This is a genomic window from Paenibacillus chondroitinus NBRC 15376 (assembly GCF_004000765.1).
Lineage (GTDB): Bacteria > Bacillota > Bacilli > Paenibacillales > NBRC-103111 > Paenibacillus_E > Paenibacillus_E chondroitinus.
On record NZ_BILW01000002.1, the window covers coordinates 395,910 to 419,668 of the forward strand.

Here is a 23,759-nt window from a genome sequence, read left to right on the forward strand (position 1 = left end):
GGTCCATGCCTATGAACGTTACCAGCAAACAAATCGCCGAATTGTGCGGCGTTACCCGAGGGACCGTAGATCGCGCATTGAACAACCGTCCCGGCATTCATCCGGACACACGCGATAAGATCATGCGCGTCGCTGAAGAGCTTGGCTACCGACCGCATTTCTTGGCTCAGAGCCTTGTCAAAGGACATACGAAAACACTTGGCATCGTGTTATTCGACATCCATAACCAAATTTTCTCCCAGCTCTTCCATGCTTTCGAGGCTGAAGCTCGGAAACGAGGTTATATCGTCTATTTGGTACTTTCCAATCGCGACAAGGAGCTCGAAATGGAATATCTCAACAATTTATTGGATCGTCGTGTCGACGGCATTGCCCTGCTGCCGGCAAATGACAACAAAAAATTCGAGTCTTTTCTTCTTCGCTCACGCACACCGATTGTAACATTTGGCAACCGGCTGGCCGGCCCGTTTCCCTATATTTGGATTAACGATAAACAGGCGATCTGTGATTCTGTTGCCTTTCTTGCCGAACAGGGCTATCGCCATCTCATCTACTTAAGCCCTCCCTTGATGCGCAAAGGCAAAGAAAATATTTATGTGCCTGAGCAGCGATATCAAGGTTTCGTACAAGCCTGTGCGCAAATTCCGGATATGCGGTTTAACATCATTGCTCAGAAGCAATATTTGGCGGAATTAGAAACACTAATGGAAACAATCGACAGCAAATGCGCCATTCTATGCTCCAGCGATGTGTACGCATTGGAAGTCTTGAAATGGCTGAAAGCACGTAAAATCCGCGTACCCGACCAAGTCGGACTCATGGGGTTCGATAATATTGAGTTTCTAAAATATATGAATCCCTCCCTCACGACGGTGGATTATAATGTGAACGAAATCGGTACCAAACTCGCTGATTTATTAATTCGCCGCATTAACGATGAGGAAGTGCCGCCCGAGACATTGATCGACCATCATGTACTGCAAGGGGAGTCCGTCTGAGACACCGCCACCCCCATATAACACAAAACGGCTGCTCTGTTTACACAGAGCCAGCCATTTTTCTCATTACTCTTTCACAGAACCAAGCGTAATCCCATGAATGAAAAAGCGCTGCAAGAACGGGTAGATGACAAGCACCGGGATCATCGCAATAAAGATTTTCGCCGCATTCAACGTCTGGTTGGACAGCTCGCTCATCTTCTGAATTTGCTCCGCAGTCATGGTATTGGCATCCACAATGACCACCAGCTGTTGAATGTAGGTCTGCAGTGGATAATGATCCGCATTCGACATCAACACCAGACCGTTAAAGAACTCATTCCAGTGATAAACGATACTGAACAAAGTCACAGTCGCGAGTACAGGAACAGCCAGCGGAATGAATATTTTTACAAGCATATACCAAGGACCTGCACCGTCGACGAGTGCCGCTTCCTCCAGCTCCTTCGGCAAATTCCGGAAATAGTTAATGACCAGAATAACGCTGAAGATCGGAACGCTGTTCCCGAGGACTAACGCCCAAATATTATTAATCAGACCTAGTGATTTAACCGTTTGATACCAAGGAATCAAGCCGCCGTTAAATAACATCGTGAATACCAAAATCCACATCAAGACATTGCGAAACGGCAAATCTTTTGTATTTTTCGATAAAGGATACCCCATCAACACTATAATAACAAAGTTCAGGGTCGATCCCAGAACAACACGTTGAATCGAGATCCAAAAGGAATTGAAAAATTTGCTATCGCCCATAATTTCATGATAGGAATTCAAGTTAAATCCCACCGGCCAGAAACTGACCTGCCCCGAGGACGCTGCCGCATTGTCGCTTAACGAAACAGCCAGCGTGTACCAGAGAGGAAGCACACACAAAAGAGCGATGCCAACCAGCAGCACGATAAGGAAAAGATCGAACACTCTGGAGCCTATTGTTGTTTCTCTGACCATAATCCTGCTCCTTTATATTAAAAAATACGATAATTTGCAAACTTAGCGGCTAGCACATAGGAAGTCGTAATTAACGCAAAACTAATGATGGATTTCAAAAGCCCCATTGCCGTAGCCAATCCATACTGCAGATTCAATAAACCTGTCCGATAGACCCAAGTGTCAATAATATCACCGCTTGAATACACAAGTGGATTGTACAAGTTAAAAATTTGGTCAAAACCCGCATTTAAGACATTCCCTAAGCTAAGCACCGAAAGTAAAATGACCGTTGTCATCATGCCGGGAAGCGTGACGTGAAGCAATCGCTGCCAGCGCGTAGCGCCGTCAATCGCAGCCGCTTCGTACAGTGCCGGATTAATCCCCGTTAAAGCCGCCAAAAAAATAATGGTGTTAAAACCAAATTCCTTCCAAACATCACTTCCAACGATGATAAAAGGAAACAACTCCGCCTTGCCGAAAAACAGCGTAGGACTGATGCCGAAGAACCCCAGCAACCCGTTAACAGGTCCTTTATAGGACAAGATATCAAGCAAAATACCGGAAAGAATAACCCAAGATAAAAAGTGTGGTAAATAAACAATCGTCTGAACCCATTTCTTCAACACCGCAATGCGCAATTCATTCAACAATAACGCGAAGACCAACGGAACAATCATATTCGCAATAATTTTCATAACAGCAATGAACAAGGTATTGAAAAACACCGTTTTACTGTCGTTCAATGAAAACATGTACTTGAAATTTTCCAGCCCGACCCACTCGGAATGAAAAATGCCTAAACCTGGATTAAAATCCTGAAAAGCAATGACAATGCCGAACATAGGCACGATACTAAACAGCGTCAACCATATAAAGCCAGGAAGAAGCATGAGATAGTAATGTTTGGCAAAACCCTTCGTAACCATCCTATCAATCACTTCCATTCTTTATTGTTAAGGGAAAGGCGCCAGAGTAGTCTGGCGCCTGGTGTGCCCTTGCGACTATTTCAAGTTCGCTTCAATTTCACTAATAATCTGATCTCCGCCCTGCTTTTTCCAGTCCTCGACGAACTTGTCGAAGGATTCCAACGGCGCAGCGCCCATAATAATTTTGAGGAACGTTTCTTTTTCCAATTTATCCAGCGCAGCCCATCGGCTTTCCATCGTTTTCGTCTGGGAGTACGTTACGCTGTAGGTTTTCTTATACGGCAGCTGGAGCGCGGAGATCCCTACAAGTGTTGAATACATCCGTTTCCATGTTCCTAAATCCGCATTCGGATCCCAATACTGAATATCGTATTTATCGTAAGGCTCCAACTTCACTTTTTTCACTTTTTCCGCATCGGATTTCAGCAATTTGTATCCTGGGAGATCCAAATCCTCCGGTTTTTTGGTACCGGCAAGCACTTCTTTCATCATTTTGTACGTAACGTCCATCTCATCCATTGGAGCATATACGATACGTAATGGATAGTTGCCAATGGCTACTTTCACATCGAATTTGGACTCGTCACGCAGCAACAAGTTTTCCATTTGAATAGCAGCTTCCGGGTGCTCATACCCTTTCCGAACAACGAGATACTGATTCGTCGGGTTCCCCATGTGTGGCGTAAATTCGCCATTTACATCCAGAGGTGCCGCATAAGCCTGCCAGTTCGCTTTCGGGTTATTTTTGATGGCATCCGCCAATGGACCGTATCCGCCAGCCCACCATAGACCGAAGTAAATACCGGAAGTTCCATTTTTGATCAACTCTTGCGCATCCTTACGAATGGTCATTTCCTTGTCAATCAAGCCTTTGGAATACAGATCACGCAGCTTAGAGAGCGCTTGCTTCGTTTCTGGCTGAAGGGAACCGTACGTTGTTTTACCGTCAGCACCTTTTAGCCAAAATCCTGGATAAGAATGGTAGGAAGCGAAAATCGGATCGAAACCATAGTTATTATTGTTAGGGTTGATAAAATCTGCATTCAACAAGCCGCCTAATTGCGGGCCTGAAATCCCGATCGTATCCGCTTTGCCGTTTCCGTCTGGATCTTGTTCGACAAAGGCTTTGGCTACCTTCTCCAGTTCATCCATCGTTTTCGGCGGCTGCAAGCCTAATTTATCCAGCCAATCCTTGCGAATCCACATCATATGAACCATATCCGATTCCGTCGTTACGTTTGGAAGGGCATACATTTTTCCATCTACAGTAACGGATTTAAGCGCAAGACCTTTTGTACTATCAATGATGCTTTTGAGCGCCGGTGAGGCATATTTGTTATAAACCTCTGTCAAATCTGCCAGCTGACCGCTTTTCACCATTTGTCTGAACTGCGTGTCTTTCACAACAAGAGCGTCCGGCAAATCATTGCTGGCAATAGATAGGTTAACTTTTTGATCGTAATCCTTCCCGCTTGCCGCTTGCCAAACAATTTTGGTATCAATATTCAAATTGTCTTTAATATAGCGGGTATACTGGTTGCTTTCCGGCGAATCTCCGGCTGGCAAGCTTTTGTCCGCTGCGTCAACATCTTTCCCGATTTTAATCGTAATCGGTTTCTCTGATTTGGTGAAAGGGCCTGCTGCTGCTGTTTGTGCACCCGCAGTTTGTGTAGCCGCTGTTGAAGCTTTAGGTGATTCCTTAGCCGTATTCGCTTCCGAACAGGCAGATAAGACAACTAGCATTCCTGCAAGTAAAAGCAGCATGCTTTTTTTAGGCTTGCTCATATAAATCCCCTTCTTTCGTTTATATAATTTGTCTACACGATAAAAATAACATGAATTATGCCCCTGCAAGGAGAGAAAACGGTTACACCTTAGATGGGTAATTGACCGAGATTTTACTGGCATTCACATCCCATCATCGGAATTTCCGGCATTTGACCCCCTAACTTTCGGACATTTCTCTACCTGATGCATGCCTCTGCCGATACTCGCTTGGCAATAGTCCGGTTTGCTCCCGGAAGCTGCGGCTAAAATACTTCTCATCCATATAGCCTACATGCTCAGCAATCCACAAAATCGTCTTATTCGTATAGAGCAAATACTCCTTCGCCTTGTCGATTCGGTTATTGCGCAAAAACTCGCTAAAATTAATGCCGATAATTTCTTTGAAACACTGGCTGAAGTAGCTTCTGCTCATATTCACCCGCTTCGCAATGATGGCCGCAGTAATCTGCTCCTGCATCTCTTCGCTGACGATGTGAACGGCTTTCATCACGCATTCGACGACCTCTTGCGAGAACGCCGGTTTGTCCATCGCCTTGCGGATCATGTCACGCGTATCGGTTAACCACGCTTCAACCTCCGGCCAGTTCTCAAAAGCGTCCGGCAGCGCAATTTTCGCCATATGAACAGGGTGGAATAAGAGATTCCATTTATCCGTTAACGTATATAAAAGCCCGATTAGCTTCGTTTGCGGCAAACGCAAATATTTTAACTGTTTGACCTGATCAGCGAATAACGGATCTTGATGAATCCATTCGTGCCCCGACCATTGTTCCTTCACCTGATCTAGATCCGGCACAGCCTTGTCCACTTGCGGAACGGTTTCGTCTTGTGAGCCAACCCCCTCGTAGAAGACGTCCGGTGCTGGCAGAGCAGGCTTTTGTTCCTCCAGAATCCGTTTATGAATTCTCCCCAATACTTCTTCAAAGCGCTCCTTTTCCAGCTGCACCTTGGCAATATAATCAATAGCGCCAAGCCTCAGCGCCTCTTGGATATATTCAAAATCCTGGTGGAAAGTGAGCACAACGGTATACATAGCCGGATATTGCTTGCGCACAATCTTCAATAGCTCAATCCCCGACATGACGGGCATCGCTAAATCCGTGAGCAGTAAATCGACGGCATGGTCAGCCATGAATTCCAACGCCTTCTCGCCGTTGCTCGCTTCTCCGACAACCTCCATATCAAACTCGCTCCAAGGCATGGCAGATATCAGCCCTTTACGCACCAACTTATCGTCATCGACAATCATCACTTTAATCATGACGGCGGTTCCCCTCCCTAATAGGTATCGTTACAAATATCGTTGTCCCTTTGCCGATCACACTCTGTATACGCAGCTCCGCCTTATCGCCATATTGCGATTCGAGCATCCGCTTCACATAATTCAGCCCAATCCCCATGCCGACTTTTTTGTTCTCGATTTCCGGGTTATGCAGGAGGTTTTGAATCGTTTCTTCCGACATCCCTGAACCGTTATCCTGAATAGAAATGAGAATGGTATTCGTTAGATTCACATCTACCCGAATATACCCATCGTCGCTGAGCCCATGATAAAGAGAGTTTTCCACCAGCGGTTGGAGGATAAACCGTGGCACCGGCATGCTCCAAACATCTTCATCAACGTGCATTTGGACATCAAACTTAAAATCATAACGGATTTGCTGCAGTGTCAAATATTGCTTCAAGGCCTCAATTTCTTCATTAATCGTAGAAGCCGTTCCCAGCTTGCCTAAATTGTAATGCAGCAGCTTATTAAGGGAAGAAACAAGACGATCGATCTCAGTTTGACCATTCATAAGGGCTAACCAGTGCACCGTATCGAGCGTATTCATCAGAAAATGAGGATTTATTTGATACAGCAGCTTCTCAACTTCAAGATCCACTCGCCGCTTCTCCTTATGTTCAACCTCGGCGAACAACTCCCAAATCTGCCCCCTCATCTGTCTAAATTGGTTCAAAAGGAAGTCAAACTCCGGTATTTTGGTTTTTACGTTAAGCGTTTGCGCGCGATTTTGCGCCATCAGCTTGATTTCTCGATTAAATCCATTCAAAGGAACATAAACCATTTTCCATAAAAGCCATGCCATCAGCAGGCTAATCCCCAGAAAAATAAGCGCAAACATTAAAATTTGCAGAAACCACCGATTCATTTCCTTATTGTAATCAGCTTTCGGAATGACGGATACGATACTCCAACCTTGATTGCTCGCCTGCCGAAACCAAATAAATTCATTCAGCTTGCCGTGCGTGCTCTCACTGGAAAAATTCGGGAAGATCGTATCCTTCACGAACGCATTGGGCAGCTCCGTATAGGCGATTCGACCATTATTGTCGAGAAAAATATGATAATTCCCGCCGCCGAATTGATCATTGTTCAGAATGTTTTGCGTCAGATGGAACCCCGATTCAATGTAGACATACACGTCATCGCGCATGGGCAAATCCACCTTCCTCAGTGCCGAAAAAACAAAGTTGTTATCGAACCGGTTGTTGCTGATATGAGGGCCATAATACGAAATTCCTGAGTATTCCGCCAGCAACGGCAGCTTTTCAGGAGAGAAATTATCTTTGACCCCTACATTTTCGAGATCATAGGTATTATCCTTTTGAAAATAATACAAGGTTAGACCGATATTTGGATTCGTAAAGGTAACTAAGCTTAATTCATCTCTTAAATTGCTGATCATTTGTGATCGTTCATAGGTTTGGCTAGGCGGAAGCGATAACATCTGATCCAGCTTTTTCCCTACGCTTCCTGGAAAAGCAAGCTGCTGAGAAACGTGATTTAAATTGCTGATCGTGCTTTCCAAGGAGAGCTCGACTTGCTTCAGATTGCTCTGTATCCCGTTCTGAATTTTATTCGTCAGGATGGAGTAAATCGTGTAATAAGAGATGAGAACGATACAAATAAACGGTATCAGCGTACTGCAGAGAAAGATGATAAATATCCGCTTTTTTAAAGTTAAATAATCGTACATCCACGACTTCATATAATCTCTTAGCTTAGCAAACACATGACTTCACCCCTGATTCTGTTTCCATTCCTTATGCATGGGCTTTTCTGCGATATTCGGAAGGCGTGCAACCAAAATGCGCTTTGAACACACCAATAAAATAACTTAGCGTATTAAACCCCACATCCAGCGAAATTTCCGTAATCTTCTTATCCGTATCCTTCAACAGGTAAGCCGCTCGCTGTGCCCGTACCTGATTTAAGTACTCCAGTGGGCTTTTTCCAGTAAAATTCTTGAAATATCGGCAGAAATAAGACTCGCTGAAGGAAACGAGCGCTGCTAACTCCTCCAAGCGAATAGGCCCGCTGTAGTTCATTTGAATATATTCAATAATGAGTTTTAGCCGGTCAATATGCGTCGGGCTCACCGCAGGGGGAAGCTCGCGATAAGAGGGCCCTCCCAACATCATCAGCTTCGAAATCATTAATTGCAGCAATCCTTTTGTCGTCAATTCATATAACGGTAATTCGTTAATGTTCAAATCGAACACTTGCAAAAGCAGTTCAAGCAGCTCTGTTTCGCCTGCCGAATGACGTGTGATATGGGCAGGAATGACATATTTCTGCTGGATAAGCGGTGTGATGTATTTCTCGCCCACAAGATCAAACCGCCCGTTTCCTACAATATCGGGGTGAAACACCACGGCTGTGAAGCAGCATGCTTCTTCTGAGGTGATGTAACCCGAGTGAAGCTGACCGGCATTCACGAAAATCGCTTCCCCCGCCTCCAGTTCATAATCATCCATAGAAACGCGAAAAGTGGCTTTTCCCTTCGTCAGCATAAGAAATTCCAACTCGTCATGCCAATGAAGATCCAGCAGCTCTTCCCCTGGCTGACAGCAAATTTCATATACACGAATGGGATATAGCGGGTCGCCGTGAACGCGGTCTTCTTTTAAATGCGCCTGCTGCATAGCTTTCGTTCCTCCTTCACCAAATTAAGCCCTATGTCAAAATACTGATACAAACCAGCAATATAAAGAAAGGAAAGCGATTTATAAATCAATATACTTATATTAAATTACAACGAAGGGCTGATGGCAATGAAATTTTCGAATGGCTATTGGATGGCAAAAGAAGGATACACAGTTTTGAACCCTGTCGATGTCCGCGAAGTGGAACAAAACGGCAGCAGTCTTACGGTTTATGCCGCTGCGCGAAGGATTCAGCGAAAAGGCGATACTCTAAACGGCGCATTGCTGACTTGTGAAATTAGCTCACCAATCCCTGATGTCATCCGGGTACGTTGGACGCATCATGCAGGCAAGCAAGCAAAGGGACCGGCTTTTGAATTGTTCGAAAATCCGCTGACGCCTGTCACTATAGATGAGAGCGGTCACCAAGTGACGCTTAAATCCGGCAATCTGAGTGTCAAAATAAATAAACAAGAGACTTGGGCAACGGAATTCTTTTACGAAGAGAAACGTTTGACCGGCTCCAATAGCAAAGGCGCGGGACACATCACAACAGATAACAAAGATGTTTACTTTCGCGAACAGCTGGACCTTGGTGTCGGCGAGCACATTTACGGCCTTGGGGAACGCTTCACCCCCTTCGTGAAAAACGGGCAAGCGGTTGACATCTGGAACGAAGATGGCGGCACAAGCAGCGAGCAAGCGTACAAAAATGTTCCTTTTTATTTATCGAGTAAAGGTTACGGCGTGTTCGTCAACCATCCTGAGCATGTCTCGTTCGAAGTTGGTTCCGAGGTCGTCTCCAAAGTCCAATTCAGCGTACCTGGCGAAAACATGGAGTATTTCATCGTCGGCGGCCAAACGCTGAAAGACGTTCTGAACAATTACACGAAGTTGACTGGAAAACCCGCCCTGCCGCCAGCTTGGTCGTTCGGCTTGTGGTTAACCACGTCCTTCACAACGAACTACGACGAAGCCACCGTGAACAGCTTCATCGACGGGATGATCGAACGCGACCTTCCGCTGCATGTTTTCCATTTTGACTGCTTCTGGATGAAAGAATATCAATGGACCAACTTCGAGTGGGATGCCGATATGTTTCCCGATCCGGTAGGCATGCTGAAACGGCTGAAGGACAAAGGCCTCAAAATTTGTGTATGGATCAACTCATACATCGGCCAGAAATCTCCGCTGTTCAAAGAAGGCATGGAGAATGGCTATTTGGTCAAAACGTTGGAAGATGACGTGTGGCAGTGGGATCTCTGGCAGGCTGGCATGGGGCTGGTCGATTTCACGAACCCGGCAGCGACGGAGTGGTACAAGGGGCATTTGAGACGGCTGATTGATATGGGTGTGGACTGCTTCAAAACGGACTTTGGCGAGCGCATCCCTACGGATGTTAAGTACTATGACGGATCTGATCCTCTGAAAATGCATAACTATTACACCTTCCTGTACAACAAGGCTGTCTTTGAGGTGTTGGAAGAAAAACTTGGCAAAAATGAAGCGATGCTTTTTGCCCGCTCAGCCACAGCAGGCGGCCAGCAATTCCCTGTGCACTGGGGCGGCGACTGCTCGGCGAATTACGACTCCATGGCGGAGTCGCTGCGCGGAGGCCTGTCGCTCGGCTTATCCGGCTTTGGCTTCTGGAGTCACGACATCAGCGGCTTTGAGAAAACAGCGCCGCCTGATATTTATAAGCGCTGGGTCGCCTTCGGCCTGCTGTCTTCCCACAGCCGACTGCACGGTAACGAGTCTTACCGCGTTCCGTGGCTGTTTGACGAAGAAGCCGTTGATGTTCTCCGGCATTTTACGAAGCTCAAAAGCACGTTGATGCCTTATCTGTTTGAAAGTGCCGTCCAATCGACCGAGATGGGGATTCCGATGATGCGCGCCATGGTGCTCGACTATGCTGCGGACCCTTCCACCCATCATTTGGATACGCAGTACATGTTAGGCGACAACCTGCTCGTGGCTCCAATCTTTAATGATCGCGGGCAAGTGATGTATTATGTGCCGCAAGGCCGCTGGACCGACTTCTTTAGCGGCAAAGTCGTTGAAGGCGGGAAATGGCACGAAGAAACCCATGGTTACATGACGCTGCCATTGCTCGTTAAGCCGAATTCGTTAGTCGCAATCGGAGCGAATGATCAGAAGCCCGACTACGACTACGCGGATGGCGTATCCCTGCATTTGTTTGAACTGCAGGATGGCGCCAGCGCTGCAGCGAATTTGTACAGCTTGCAAGGCGAGCTGGAAGTGACTGTGAAGGCTGTTCGCCGTGATGAAGAAGTGAACTTCTTCATCCAAGGGGCAACAAAGCCGTATACGATCGTGCTGCGAGGCATTCATGAAGTCGCCGGCGTAGACGGGGCGGAGTGGATCGATTCCGCTAACGGCATCGTGCTTACGCCTGGAACGGGCAGAACGCTTGTAGTCGTTAAGTTATAAGAAGAGGCAGTTCCCCAAGTAGAAACTTCTACTTTTGGGAACTGCCTTTTTTTGTTGCTGGCGTGCTGTTAAACGAAGGGGAACTACAGGGCGCTATTTCAACGAAATAGGCTAATTTCGAGCTGCGAGCGGAACTACAGGGTCTTATATGCCCATGGATACCGCATTTGGGCATCTTATGCTGAATTAGTGGCCTGTAGTTCCCCTCCTTCTGCCAACTGGCCTTTTCTATGGCAAATAGTGTACCGTAGTTCCCATCATTTCTGGTTTTGGGCATGTCGTCGTATCGACGGCAGTGAGCTAGTGAAGGATCTGCGTCTTATCTACCTTGTAATCCGGTATAACCCGCAATCGTGTGTATTTGCTTCGTTTTCACAGCTTTCAGTTCTTGCCATACTTGAGATCGGCTCATTCGATGCCACGTCGCCTGTGAGATCTCATCTTTGGGCACTCAGCAGAATATGGTCTGCCTCATAGGTGCCAAGATCCTGAACCTCAATGGCTTGCGTCCAACAGATAGTATCCTTATGACTTGCTGGGGCTAGTTGAAGATCATCATACAAGACAGTGCCGGCGTGTCGCCGCCAACCTTCTTCCCACGGCAGAAACAGGGAAGGAGCAATCTGCTTAAGCCTGGTTTGCTCATCTTTTTCGATCCAAGCTTCAATACCGATGATATAATCAGGCTGCGCTTTTTGCAGAGCTTCTCTGTTGAATTCGTAATGATGGTCCGTGAGGGAAAGTTTGCCCTGCTCGCCCACTAACTTTCTTGCCTCATTGAGGCGCAATTCAGCCGCATACAGGCCTCTATTCCCCTGAAAAAGTACATGTTCCACCTGCCGGGGGAACTACGGTCTCCTATTTTCCGCTATCACCCGAAAAACGCGAAAAAGCGGCTAGATAAAACCCTGTAGTTCCCCTAGCCTGGTAGAAACAGCTCGTTTTCCCCGAAATAGATGACCATAGTTCCCTAATGAAGCCTATCTGGTGGCTAGGACACCTAGATCACTTCAGAGCGGCGATAGCTCCAACTCCACCTTATCAGCCACTAACGTATAAAACTCAGGAAACCTAGCATCCGAAGGACTTGGTATCTCTTCCAATGCGCGTATCACAAGCCCGGACGCTGCAATGGCCGTGATAATCTCGCCAAGCGTCCAGCTTCGCACGAGAACCTTCTCCAATCCGGAGCGTTCTTCCTCAGGCAGCAATTTAGCAAACGCTACCTCCCCTTCTTTGGTCTCCTTTTCAAAATAGTTGCCGCTTGGTTGAGTCAGATTAACCGTGTTCAGCCAAGCTCGTGCAAAAGGATGAAAGTCGGTCAACAGAAACCGGCCCTTGTTCCCAAGCCTGCGACGGACCACCTCAAAGATAGCGTTAAGATCAGTGAAATAATGCAAAACGCCAAACTCCATCAGCACGATGTCAAACTGGCCAAGCGACTCTTCATTCGGGATTTGCAAGACGTCCGAGCAAATATAGTCGAGCTTCACACCTACGGCATCGGCAACTTGCTTGGCGTACAAGCGGTTTTCTTCAGAGATGTCTACGACGGTTACATCCGCGCCTAACATCGCAAAAGAGATTGCTTTCCTCCCGTGCGAACCAAGAAGATTAATCATTCGCTTCCCATTTGGATCTCCTATGTATTTTAACCAGTATCGCAGATGATGTTTGTGCTCCCGTTTCAATTCTTCGGCAAGTTCAGCCGGTGTCCCAAAATGCTGCACCCAAGCCTGATACGCTTTCGTTTCCCAAGCCTTCTTGTTTGCTCTCGAAAACTCCTCTTGCACATCCATCCCCCCAGTTTTTTCTGACTCCTTAACCAACATCCTTAATTTACCACAAATTTTAGAGCAACAAACAAGCTTTCTTCTGCGTCTAAACATTACTAAAGTCAGCTAAGGAGTATAGGATATGAAGATAAAAAATGGCTTGCAAACTGGAACCGCGTTAATGCTTCTGCTCATGGGCATGCTCCCGGCAGCAATTACTCATGCAGATACGACGGACACATCGCTTCCCGTCTATCTCGATGGCCATCCGTTGAGCTTTGAGACGCCTCCCGTTATCGAAGATGGCTACAGTCTCGTTCCACTTCGTGCAATTTTTGAGGCTGAAGGCGCAAAAGTTGCTTGGGATGACAACACTCGAACAGTTACCGCTACGAAAAATGATATCGTTTTTACATACCGCATTGGCGACATGATGGCTTATAAAAATAAAGACCAGCTGGATATGCCGATCGCGGGTAAAATTATTGACGGCTCCACGATGATTCCGCTTCGATTAATAAGCGAGACGCTGGGCAATCTCGTAAAATGGCATGAATATTCGCGATCAATTACGATTTCCTCGGCGAATGAATATGAAACCAAGATTGAATATGGCGTCAATCTGCGGGACGCTCCGAATACGAGTGCGCAAGTGCTTCGAATGATTCCGAAAAGCGAGAACATTCATGTCATCCGGGAAGTGGACGCCAACTGGCTGGAGGTGCAGACGAAGGACAAGACCATTGGTTTCCTTTCTGCAGCCTCCCAGTATACGGATTACGCCAACGTCGCTTCAGCGGATAAAAAAGCCGATGAATTGCTAGCTTTCGGAGCTAAATTTCTCGGAACGCCTTATGAATTCGGGGCGGAATCCGGTCAAACCAAGACATTCGATTGCTCCTCATTCGTCCAATATGTGTTCAAGCAAGCATTGTCAATCGATCTCCCGCGAGTCTCCTACAACCAAGCATTGAAAGGAACGGAAGTCCCTCTAGATGAGCTGCGCAAAGGTGATGTGCTATTTTTTGACGCACGCGGGCTCGATATCGGGCATGTTGGCATTTATGCAGGAGACGGGCGGATTCTTCATACTTATTCCAAAGAACAAGGCGTACATTATGAAGACTTTACCGATAAATGGAAAAAACGTTTTGCCACGGCTAGAAGAATGTTCTAAATCCTACATCAAAGTGGGATAATGGCTAGACCCGAGGCAGCATTTCCTACTTTTATCGTGTCTATGACCTTATTATCCCGGACTCTTATAACCGAGACGGTATTTTCTCCAAAATTAGCCACATAGGCAAATTTGCCGTTTTGCGTGATAGCGACTATGCCGGGTTTCTTGCCTACCGGAACGGTAGCTATCACTTTATTTTTCTTAAGCATAATGACGGAAACGGTGTTATCTCCTTCATTACCGACATAAGCAAATTGATCGTTTGGCGTTATCGCTACTCCCACAGGTGTTGAGCCGACTTTAATTTTGGTAAGGATCTTTCTGCTTCTTGTGCCAATGACCAAAACGTTGTTGTTCGTGGTCACATAAGCCAATCTGCTGTTTTGGGTAAAAGCAATTTGATCCGGACCCACTCCAGCGGGAATGGTATCTATGACTTTATTACATTTCGCATTAAAAATAGAAATCGTATTGCTGTCGTGATTGCTCACGAAACCTAGCGTTCTTTGTCCTATCTTCTGAGGTGTGACAGTTACGCCTACCGGTCTCTTACCTACCTTTAGCGTTTGAATGACCTTTCTCTTCTTTATACATAGAACTGAAACGGTATTATCGGCTGCGTTCGTAACATACACGTACTTAGGCGATGTTCCTACATCCGACGGACTTTTTCCGACTGGGATCGTGCTAATAATTTTATTCGTACTTCGCTGGATGACTTGAGCGGTATTATCCGTTTTATTGATGACAACCGCATGTTTCCCATCGGGGGTGACCGCGATCTCAAAGGGACCTCTTCCCGTCTTGATCGTTGCCTTGACCTTTCTGGTTCGGGTGTCAATTACCGAGATGGTATTGTCGTTGAAATTCGTAACGTAGGCGAAATGAAACGAGGGTATACGTCTATTTATGGTCACAAGGGATCACACTCCTAAGTAATCTTATGTTGGGAGATGTGCCCCAGGGAACGGCTGTTATCACGAGCAATTTGCAAACTCTGCATGCAACACCCTCATATGGGATCAGCATGACGAAAATATATGATTATGAAACGTTGTCATGGAGGGCTTCCTATGCGAAACAATACAGAACAAAGAAAAATCACAAATCAAGATATTGAACAAATGATTGTCGAAATAGATAAAGGCTGGACAGAACTGAATAACATCCATGTGTCGTGTTACCATATCTGGAGGGATCTCGTGCAAATTTCGCAAGATTTGGACGAGAAATTCGGTATTTCCTATTGATTCACGGTTTTAAAATGGTTAAAAAAATAAAAACAGCAAGCCCCTACTCAATAGGAAGGCAAGCTGTTTTTATTTTTCATTTTTATTTCGCTTGAATGTAGCCTTCTGCTTTCAACAGTTCAGCGATCAGAACAGCGCCGCCCGCTGCTCCGCGCAATGTGTTATGCGACAATCCTACGAATTTGTAATCGTAGATGGAATCCTCACGCAGTCGACCTACGGAGACACCCATACCGCGCTCGATGTCACGGTCAAGTTTCGTCTGCGGTCTGTTCTCTTCTTCGAAGTAAGTAATGAACTGCTTAGGTGCGCTTGGCAGCTCAAGCTCTTGCGGACGGCCTTTGAACTGCAGCCAACGAGCAAGAATTTCTTCTTTGGACGGTTTTTTCTCGAATGATGCAAAAACGGTCGCCAAATGTCCATCTGTTACAGGAACGCGGATACATTGCGTTGTAATCAAAGGGGAGCTCGCTTTCACGATGGCATTATTTTCGATGCTGCCCCAGATGCGCAGCGGCTCCTGCTCGCTTTTTTCTTCCTCGCCGCCAATATAAGGAATGACATTGTCCAGCATTTCAGGCCAATCATTAAAGTTTTTGCCCGCTCCGGAAATGGCTTGGTACGTCGATGCCACAACTTGGGTTGGTTTGAAGTCCAACAACGCATGAAGCGCAGGCACATAACTCTGAATGGAGCAGTTTGGCTTAACGGCAATAAAGCCCGTTGAAGTTCCGAGACGTTTTCTTTGTGCCGCGATCACTTCAATATGCCCTGGATTCACTTCCGGGATCACCATCGGGATATCAGGCGTCCAGCGGTGAGCCGAGTTGTTGGAAATAACAGGCGTGCCTGTTTTGGCGTAAGCTTCTTCCAATGCTTGAATTTCATTCTTTTTCATATCTACGGCACAGAAGATGAAATCAACTTCAGAAGCGACTTCTTCCACTTTCGAGGCATCTTGAACAACAATTTGTTTCACGCCTTCAGGGATCGGTGTAGCCAGTTTCCATCTGCCTTGCACGGATTCTTCATATGTTTTACCCGCAGAGCTGCTGCTAGCTGCGATCGCAGTTACTTTAAACCAAGGATGCTGATCCAGCAATTCAACAAAACGCTGGCCAACCATCCCAGTTCCTCCGACAATACCCACTTTTAATTTTTCCGACATGTGATATTCAAATCCTTTCAAAATGGTAAGATAAATTATTCAATAAGTCTGAATTGGTGTACCTAATCAGCGCGTAACCTGCATTTCTTTTTATAAAAGCAAAAAAATCCCACCCCCAAGACTATTATAGCCTCAGGGACGAGATTTGGATTCCTCGTGGTACCACCCAGATTCGCCAATATGTCGCCATATTAGCCTCTTCAAGTACGGCATTACGGTGTAATGCGGATACTTTAGCTCTGTAACAGGAGCTCCTGGCACACCATCCCCTTCTTGCGCGGTTCCGATGCGCTGCTCTGAGCCTTTTTTCAATAAAGAATTCTTTACTCCTTTTCAGCTAACGGAGCTCTCTGTGAAAGATTTCATTTATTTACTCTTCTCTTCGTCGCATTTGAATGTTGCGATAATATTATCAGAAATCGATTGTAACGTAAACAAATTTTTTGAAATTTCGAAAATAGGACAAATTATTCGCCTACGATGTCCGCCCTTAAATCACTCGCAACTTCCATCATCCTTGGAATCACGGCTTCATTCGTACCTGACACATAAACATCCCCCTGATAATGCCGGAAGGGAATCTTGCTGTCGCCATAACTCCACATGAAGAAATCACCCTCTATGGACATCGTGGTCGTGCCGGTTATCGTAAACACAGGTGTATAGGAAAAATCAGATTGGGATGCAAAATACTGTTTGCATTCTTCCAATGTGATGACAGCTTCCGAGTTGTCGTTGACTTGCAAAGCTCTTGTAATTCGATAGCGTTGGCTCAAAACCATTCCTCCATTCGTTCATCAACCTATTTTATTGCAAAGTTACGTAAATTGCTAGCGCGATTTTATGCAAAAAAGCCAATCCAATGACTGGAGTGGCTAGGTGGATATCCATGTGTTGTCCATCATAATTTGGTTAGCTGTCTGCGGTCTTCCACTTGTGGCGGCTCTTCCATCCAACCATGCTCAATCATGATTTCCCCGCCTTCTTTGACAAACGGAATAATTTTTTGAGCAAGTCTCGCGAGTGCAACCGGCAAATCACTACGCAAACTGAAAGCTCCGCCAAGCGAATGGCTTCCAACTGCGAACGAGCCCAATAAATTGGTGAGATACATCATGATTTTATCAGAAAATGGAGAAACGGTGGAGTTGGTCGCTTTCCCCGCGTGGGTGGCAGGAGGCTCAATGTAATCCTCCCGGAGAAATTCACCCAAGGCCGTTTCAACTTCTTTGGACAATTTCATGCCTTTTACAAAATATTCTTTCACTTTCTTATCATGAGCAACTTGAGCGAAGCCAATCATCAGCTGCATCCCTGTAAGATTCGTTTCAATCGAATGATGCAAAAGCGAAATCTCAATCGCATTCAGCGCTCTTTTATCCTTAAACAAATGGAAACCTGATAAATAATTATCATTTTGGATAAAGGTTACTTCCGTAGGCATGGACATATAGGGCGGCCGCGATAAAGCCCCTTTCTCCTGCAGGAATTGCACGCACTGATCGTACATCTCTTGTGAATTTGCTGTTAGCTGCTTAAAAAGCTCTCTGATATCTTTTCGATATGACATGGTAGAATGAAACGCAAAAAGAGGAACTTCAATCTTGCTAATCATATGCAAAAACATCGGTTCGTACAGATAATCAAATAACTTGGGAACCCCTTTATTGACGTCATTTGCCGTAAATCCAAGCGGAATGACAGCTCCTGCTTGCTCAAAAATTAGTTTGATCGTTGCTACTATTTGATCATTGAAGTCGTACGTTGTTTTTAGAATTTGTTTAACTTCCTCATTTTCTGCGTTCTCAAGGAAATATTCCAAAAAGCGAAGCAACATGGTTTTTTCTTGATAGGTCATCCACAAGTTACCTATTTCAGACGATGTCAATGGGATATCGGTTGACTCCATATGGTTGACTCCTTTATGTAAATTCACGTGATCTCTTCCTGATGTTTACTTTCATTTATCATTTCCCAGCGGGGAAGGATTATCCAGAATCCTTGAAACCGCGAATCCTTTTGCCTAATTGGCTATGCAAATAGGGCTACCCCTCTGGTCATTGACCTTGGGAATAGCCCTCAACATTATTTGCTTGCAGCCTGTATGTTACTGCACGTTTAAAGTTGTCATCTCCTGCGAGCCGTTCGCTCAATGGCATCAACAATTACATTGTACAATTGGTGCGGCAGGTCGTGTCCCATGCCCTCAACCAACAACAGCTCAGCGCCCGGGATGGCAGAAGCTGTGTCTTCGCCACAAGCCGGGACAAACAGGGGATCATCCACCCCATGAATGACAAGTGCTGGTACTTTTATGGTCGCCAGCCGCGGACGTCGGTCACCGGAGACAGCGATCGCAGCAATTTGTCGTCCGACACTGCCCGGATCGTAGGCTCGCTGGACTTCCTCCAGAATAAGTGCTTGATAAGCGTCTTCTTCAAACGGGTAGCCTGTGCCAGCGATGCGTTTGGCAAAAGCGCGACTGTGCGCCAAAAATCCTGCTTCATTCTCAAAAGGGTTCGGCGCCGGTGTAGTCATCATCGCCATAACATCCTGGGATGTTTGCGGAAGAGTGGGATTCCCGGAACTGGACATAATGGAGGTGAGTGATAAAACTCGTTCAGGGTACCTACTAGCTGCAATCTGGGCGATCATTCCGCCCATCGACCTGCCAACGAGATGTGCCCGGTCAATGGAAAGGGCGTCGAGCAGTCCGATAACGTCGCCTGCCATGTCATCGAGCGTGTAAGGGATGTCCGGTCGCCGCCCTGACATGAGAGCCGTAGCAAGTGCTTCAAAATCCAGCGTCGGATAATGGCTAAAGTGTGTCGAGCAACCTACGTCGCGATTGTCAAAGCGGATCACACGGAAGCCACGCGCTGCTAATGTCTGACAAAATGGAACCGTCCATCGGATCATCTGGGTTCCAAGCCCGGCGATTAGGACAATAGCTTCGTCATTTTCTTTACCGAAACTGTCATAAGCCAAATCAATACCATTTATTTTTAAAATGTTCATAATCATGTTCTCACCTTCAATTTAATTTGGTATCGGAAGATCTGCCATAGGCAAAAGGCGTGAATCTTCGATCGCTGCAGTTCGATGCCCGATACCGGCCTGGTAGTCTTGATGACTTGAAAAAGCAAGAAAAGACTGCGCGCTGCTCTGGCGGATCAGCATTACAAGATCCCATCTATCGTCTTCCGGTCCGATCAGAAACTCTCCACCATCGCCAAGAAACAAAATTTCACCTCCGCTTTCACGGAGAAATGGAAGGGTGTGCTCAATATAGCGTTGGAAAGCTTCGGCGCCGCTGATTGGGTTCTCCGGTGTTAGCTCAGGATTGGCTGTGTAATCGGCAACATCACGAAACCGCAGCAGGTTCAACATGACGATGCTGCCCTCAATGCCTCGTTGTATAAACCTCATGCCAGCGCGTTGTGATGGCTCGATGTAACGAATAGATTTAAACTCTGTCATTGTGTCTCCTTTCGCAGTCATAAATTCCCTTCAGGGAATGCATTAGCGGCTAATTTTTTGACATGGTTTCTAATATCAGTTTCCCAATCATTGATGAAATGGTAAAAACGATCAAAGTCACTTGCATACAATGCCCGAAGAGCTTCTTCGTATTGAGGGAAGTCCCCGGCCATAGCTGTCATAAAATTATAAGTTGCTTCTTGCGACTCTCGGACATTGCTCTGTTCAACTCCGGCGCGGCGAGCCTCATCAATGAGTTTTCGTAAGGTTACCGACGCCCCACCAGGTTGGCTCTTGAGCCATTCCCAATGCCTTGGTAATAACGTAACCTCACCGGATATAACGCCCAACTTGGGTCGACCGACCCGTCCTGTAGGTTGGTGATCTTCTTCCTTACTGGGTAAGTCACCAAACTGTTCTCCCAAGCGTTTGAGCACATCAACTGTCGTGCCACGAAAATCAACATCTAATGGCTTCCCCGTGGAATCGTTAAATAAAAGCAACTGTGTGAGGTCTCTGTCATCCAAAGTTTCCTTCACTGTAGTAACAACGTGCTCTATCAAGCCATTGGCGACGACTCTCACACCCAAAAATGCCGTGCAGTACAAGCTCGTTAGGATATTACTCATGTTGACCTCCTCTCTGATTACCTCACCAATTATACCCGGGTAAAATTAAAAGGTCAATATTACCCGGGTATAATTACTCTTATCTCAGCTAATTCCCATCTCTATCTCTATAGAAGCCTTCCGGCCACCTCGACAGACGCAAAAAAACTACCCCCCAGCCAAATTAAAACAGCTGAGGGATAGCCTCATAAATACTTATTTAGCGAAAAGCCTTTCTGCCGCATCAAGCGCCATTTTATTTCCAATGGCTGAGTAATCCAACCAAGGCTGATCAGCAATCGGGTAAATGTGACCCGCTTTGACCGCTTTAAGCCCTTTCCAAATCGGGTTAGATGACAGCTGTTCAAAGAGTTTTTTTGCACCATCTTCATTGTTCACAATAACAAAAATCGCATCGGCATCATAGTCAGGAAGAACTTCCTGCGAAATCGTTTCATACGCTTTGTCGATTTTCTCCACACCATTTGCCGGCTTCAATCCTAGATCTGTGAAAAGTATTGGGCCCAGCGGACGTTTCATCCCCATAACACGCATCTCTTTCGCAGTTACACGAATCGCCATCACTTTCCCGTCGCCGATCTTAGCGTTAATAAGTCCTTTTACACTCGCAGCTTGTTTCTCGTAATCTTTGATGTAAGTTTCCGCTTGCTGCTCACGGTTCACAAGTTTACCGATTTTCTTCAAATGGTCGCGCCATGTGCCTTCGTCCAAGTTAAACATTTCTGTTTTTGCAATTTTTTCATACTTCGCGACATCCTTGCCTGAGAATGCCTCATCCAAATAAATGACTTCAGGCTTCAAGGATAATAAAGCTTCCATGTCGGGCTCAGCTACAACGCCAAGCTTCTTGGTGTTCTGCAAACGGTCAGCGACGTGCGGCAGAAAGGCCTTAAGATCACCACCCATAACGGAACCTACAGGCGTAATGCCCAGCGCAAGCAAATCATTCGTTAAATGAATGGACAGCGACGCAATACGCGGTTCTTTCTCTACTGGCTTCGTTGTACTCGACACAGCAGCAGCAGATGCAGAAGGTGCGACTGATGCGGCGGACGCTGCTTCTTTAGGTGCAGCGGATTGACCGCATGCGGTCAGGACGAATAAGGAACTGATCATACTCAGGACGACCATATTTTTCTTTTTCACGATAAAAACCCCTTTTTTATGTACATTTTCGTTATTTCGTTCTTGCCAGCAAAAATAAAAAGTACGGAGCTCCAACAGCAGCTACAACAATACCTGCCGGGATTGCGTTAGGCTGAAAGATAGAGCGCCCAATTGTGTCGGAGGCCACCAGAATAACGAGTCCTACCAAGCCCGCAATTGGCAGTACATATTGGTACATCGGTCCTACCAATCGACGAGCCAGATGCGGCGCCACCAAGCCAAGAAAGCCAATACCGCCGGTCATTGCCACGCTTGCGCTCGATAAGGCAACTGCCGTCAGCAGTAAAAGCAAGCGTTCGCGACTCACGGCAATGCCCAGCCCCGAGGTCGTTTCATCCCCGAGTGAAAAGGAATTCAGGATTTTCCACTTGGTTAATGCGAAAGGAACGAACAGGCCAATCCATGGAAGCAGCGCAATGACATGCACCCAATCTCTCCCCCACACGTTGCCTACCAGCCATCTAGCTGTAAAACTATACGTCGCATCATCCAATCGTAGCGACAGAAAGAGAGTAACAGCGCTAAAACCTGCTGCAACGGCAATGCCAACAAGGATCAACCGTATGGGCACAATTCCTTTGTATCGGTCATAGGCCAAAGCCATAATCAAAATTGCGGTTATGACACCCCCGGCAAAAGCGAAAATCGGGATGAGCAAGGTCGGTGTTCCTTTCATGGAGTGAAAGAAACTGACGAATACAATGAGTCCTAATGCAGCACCCGAATGAAGTCCCAAAATGCCCGGATCGGCTAGACCATTACGGGTTATCCCCTGCAAGAGAGCGCCGGATACGCCAAGACCGATACCCGCCAGCATCGTAATAAGAATCCGAGGCAAGCGGTATTCGAATAAGACGAGCTGATTGTCCGCGCTCCCATATCCTAGAAAAGTTCGCCAAACTTCCATGGGCGAAAGCCGAATCGAGCCTGTATTCAGACTGATTAAGATGACAGCCAAGCTTATGAGAAGCAAACAAATGCCGACCAAGATACTCTTGTTTTTGCGAGGAATAGGACGTTGCGATCTCACGACAAACTCCTCCTTTCTTTCCTGGCTAAATACAGAAAGAAGGGTACGCCTACCAAAGCAATCATTAAGGAGATGGCCAATTCTTTGGGCGGATGAACCATTCGAGCGGCTAAATCAGCTACTACCATCAAAATCGCTCCAAGCAAAGACGAAAGTGGAATGATAAAACGATAGTCCACACCAACGAGCTTTCTGGCGATGTGCGGAATAACCAAACCAACGAAGCCAATGGAACCTACGGCTGAGACTCCCACACCGGCAAGGATTATCGCCAGAACAATACCTAGTAAGCGGATTCTGTTTGTTTTGACTCCCAAACCAGCAGAAACATCTTCTCCCAGCGATATCATCGAAACGGATCGGCTTATCGCTACAGCTCCTGCAATCGTCAAAAGAATAATAGGCACAAGCAGTTTGACATGCTGCCATTTCACTCCTGCAACACCACCGGCATACCAGAAGGCTAGATCCTGACTAAGGTCATAATAGATCGCCACCCCCGTACTTAGAGAATGCAGCAAAGCCGCTACCACGGAGCCTGCAATTGTTAAACGCAGTGGAGTTAGACCGCCTGGCGAGGATGATCCCAGCAAGTAAATGAAACCGGTGCTGAGCGCTGCTCCCACAAATGAAACCGCCATGAGGCTCAAATAGGGCAGATTCGGAAAAAATGCAAAGCTTAGAGCAACCATAAAGGCTGAGCCGGCATTGATGCCCAGAATACCGGAATCCGCCAAAGGATTGCGCGTTATTCCTTGCATCAACGCACCAGCTACTGCAAAACCGGCCCCGATAACCGCCGCACCGAGAACGCGAGGCAAACGCAATTCATGAATAATCTGATGAGTGGTTAGCTCCGAATTATACTGAAATACGGCTGCCCATACCGTCCGCAGGGTCAAATCCTTGGCCCCGAACGAAATGGCAATAAACATAATGATGAGCAAGGCAACTATAGCCATGGCACAAATCAATCCATATGTAATTCGTTTCATGCTTGAAAGACCCAACTTCCCGGACGTGATTCCCATCTCTCATTAATATTGATAATCATTAT

General features: G+C 46.4%; 22 protein-coding genes and 1 other annotated feature. Of the genes, 4 read left to right on the forward strand and 18 right to left on the reverse strand.

From position 1 onward, the window contains the following. The first annotated feature begins 11 nt into the window (after positions 1–11). Positions 12–998, forward strand: coding sequence for a LacI family DNA-binding transcriptional regulator (locus PCH02S_RS04235; RefSeq protein ID WP_164819434.1), 987 nt, complete (start codon positions 12–14; stop codon positions 996–998). Between the two features lie 66 nt (positions 999–1,064). Here the strand turns inward: PCH02S_RS04235 and PCH02S_RS04240 are convergent, their stop codons facing one another. From PCH02S_RS04240 to PCH02S_RS04265, 6 genes are all read right to left on the reverse strand, one after another. Next, positions 1,065–1,949, reverse strand: coding sequence for a carbohydrate ABC transporter permease (locus PCH02S_RS04240; protein WP_127450379.1), 885 nt, complete (start codon positions 1,947–1,949; stop codon positions 1,065–1,067). 17 nt (positions 1,950–1,966) lie between these two features. Next, a complete protein-coding gene (locus PCH02S_RS04245; protein WP_127450381.1) occupies positions 1,967–2,857 on the reverse strand; it encodes an ABC transporter permease in 891 nt (296 codons plus the stop codon). Positions 2,858–2,932: 75 nt separating this feature from the next. Continuing rightward, positions 2,933–4,642, reverse strand: coding sequence for an extracellular solute-binding protein (locus PCH02S_RS04250; RefSeq protein ID WP_127450383.1), 1,710 nt, complete (start codon positions 4,640–4,642; stop codon positions 2,933–2,935). 160 nt (positions 4,643–4,802) lie between these two features. After that, complete coding sequence (locus PCH02S_RS04255) at positions 4,803–5,906, reverse strand: response regulator (RefSeq protein ID WP_127450385.1); 1,104 nt, start codon at positions 5,904–5,906, stop codon at positions 4,803–4,805. Then, entirely contained in the window at positions 5,899–7,635 is a 1,737-nt protein-coding gene (locus PCH02S_RS04260; RefSeq protein WP_127450551.1) for a sensor histidine kinase, read from the reverse strand. Before PCH02S_RS04260 ends, PCH02S_RS04255 begins: the two co-directional genes overlap by 8 nt. Before the next feature lie 55 nt (positions 7,636–7,690). After that, on the reverse strand, positions 7,691–8,572 hold the full coding sequence (locus tag PCH02S_RS04265; RefSeq protein ID WP_127450387.1) for a helix-turn-helix domain-containing protein: 882 nt from the start codon (positions 8,570–8,572) through the stop codon (positions 7,691–7,693). Between the two features lie 129 nt (positions 8,573–8,701). Here PCH02S_RS04265 and yicI point away from each other — a divergent pair, with 129 nt between their 5' ends. Continuing rightward, positions 8,702–11,023: an alpha-xylosidase gene (gene yicI / locus PCH02S_RS04270; protein ID WP_127450389.1), complete on the forward strand. Its 2,322-nt coding sequence runs from the start codon at positions 8,702–8,704 to the stop codon at positions 11,021–11,023. Positions 11,024–11,460: 437 nt separating this feature from the next. Here yicI and PCH02S_RS04275 read toward each other — a convergent pair whose 3' ends face one another. Further along, positions 11,461–11,859 (reverse strand): hypothetical protein, encoded by a 399-nt coding sequence (locus PCH02S_RS04275; RefSeq protein WP_127450391.1) that lies wholly within the window; start codon positions 11,857–11,859, stop codon positions 11,461–11,463. Positions 11,860–12,033: 174 nt separating this feature from the next. After that, on the reverse strand, positions 12,034–12,816 hold the full coding sequence (locus tag PCH02S_RS04280; RefSeq protein WP_164819435.1) for a class I SAM-dependent methyltransferase: 783 nt from the start codon (positions 12,814–12,816) through the stop codon (positions 12,034–12,036). A 124-nt stretch (positions 12,817–12,940) separates the two neighbouring features. On the opposite strand from PCH02S_RS04280, the gene PCH02S_RS04285 reads away from it, so the two are divergent. Further along, positions 12,941–13,975 carry a stalk domain-containing protein gene (locus tag PCH02S_RS04285; protein WP_127450394.1) on the forward strand — a complete coding sequence of 345 codons (1,035 nt, stop codon included), beginning with the start codon at positions 12,941–12,943 and terminating at the stop codon, positions 13,973–13,975. A gap of 8 nt (positions 13,976–13,983) precedes the next feature. Here the strand turns inward: PCH02S_RS04285 and PCH02S_RS04290 are convergent, their stop codons facing one another. Next, a complete protein-coding gene (locus PCH02S_RS04290; protein ID WP_127450396.1) occupies positions 13,984–14,895 on the reverse strand; it encodes a YVTN family beta-propeller repeat protein in 912 nt (303 codons plus the stop codon). Between the two features lie 156 nt (positions 14,896–15,051). On the opposite strand from PCH02S_RS04290, the gene PCH02S_RS35575 reads away from it, so the two are divergent. Next, positions 15,052–15,228 carry a hypothetical protein gene (locus PCH02S_RS35575; RefSeq protein WP_164819436.1) on the forward strand — a complete coding sequence of 59 codons (177 nt, stop codon included), beginning with the start codon at positions 15,052–15,054 and terminating at the stop codon, positions 15,226–15,228. 82 nt (positions 15,229–15,310) lie between these two features. On the opposite strand, the gene asd is transcribed toward PCH02S_RS35575, so the two are convergent. From asd to PCH02S_RS04335, 9 genes are all read right to left on the reverse strand, one after another. Further along, positions 15,311–16,396 carry an aspartate-semialdehyde dehydrogenase gene (gene asd / locus PCH02S_RS04295; RefSeq protein ID WP_127450398.1) on the reverse strand — a complete coding sequence of 362 codons (1,086 nt, stop codon included), beginning with the start codon at positions 16,394–16,396 and terminating at the stop codon, positions 15,311–15,313. Positions 16,397–16,527: 131 nt separating this feature from the next. Beyond that, positions 16,528–16,791 (reverse strand) — a binding site (T-box leader). 72 nt (positions 16,792–16,863) lie between these two features. After that, a complete protein-coding gene (locus tag PCH02S_RS04300) occupies positions 16,864–17,172 on the reverse strand; it encodes a hypothetical protein (RefSeq protein WP_127450400.1) in 309 nt (102 codons plus the stop codon). 125 nt (positions 17,173–17,297) lie between these two features. Further along, positions 17,298–18,305, reverse strand: a complete 1,008-nt coding sequence (locus PCH02S_RS04305; RefSeq protein ID WP_127450553.1) for a DUF3231 family protein — start codon at positions 18,303–18,305, stop codon at positions 17,298–17,300. Between the two features lie 218 nt (positions 18,306–18,523). Beyond that, entirely contained in the window at positions 18,524–19,414 is an 891-nt protein-coding gene (locus tag PCH02S_RS04310) for an alpha/beta fold hydrolase (RefSeq protein ID WP_127450402.1), read from the reverse strand. 21 nt (positions 19,415–19,435) lie between these two features. Next, positions 19,436–19,897, reverse strand: coding sequence for a DUF1330 domain-containing protein (locus tag PCH02S_RS04315; protein ID WP_246068939.1), 462 nt, complete (start codon positions 19,895–19,897; stop codon positions 19,436–19,438). Beyond that, positions 19,894–20,505, reverse strand: a complete 612-nt coding sequence (locus tag PCH02S_RS04320; protein ID WP_127450404.1) for a DUF2239 family protein — start codon at positions 20,503–20,505, stop codon at positions 19,894–19,896. Before PCH02S_RS04320 ends, PCH02S_RS04315 begins: the two co-directional genes overlap by 4 nt. A gap of 195 nt (positions 20,506–20,700) precedes the next feature. Continuing rightward, positions 20,701–21,636, reverse strand: coding sequence for an iron-hydroxamate ABC transporter substrate-binding protein (locus PCH02S_RS04325; protein ID WP_127450557.1), 936 nt, complete (start codon positions 21,634–21,636; stop codon positions 20,701–20,703). 46 nt (positions 21,637–21,682) lie between these two features. Further along, complete coding sequence (locus PCH02S_RS04330) at positions 21,683–22,702, reverse strand: FecCD family ABC transporter permease (protein ID WP_407670024.1); 1,020 nt, start codon at positions 22,700–22,702, stop codon at positions 21,683–21,685. Beyond that, entirely contained in the window at positions 22,699–23,664 is a 966-nt protein-coding gene (locus tag PCH02S_RS04335; RefSeq protein ID WP_127450560.1) for a FecCD family ABC transporter permease, read from the reverse strand. Before PCH02S_RS04335 ends, PCH02S_RS04330 begins: the two co-directional genes overlap by 4 nt. Between the last annotated feature and the right edge of the window lie 95 nt (positions 23,665–23,759).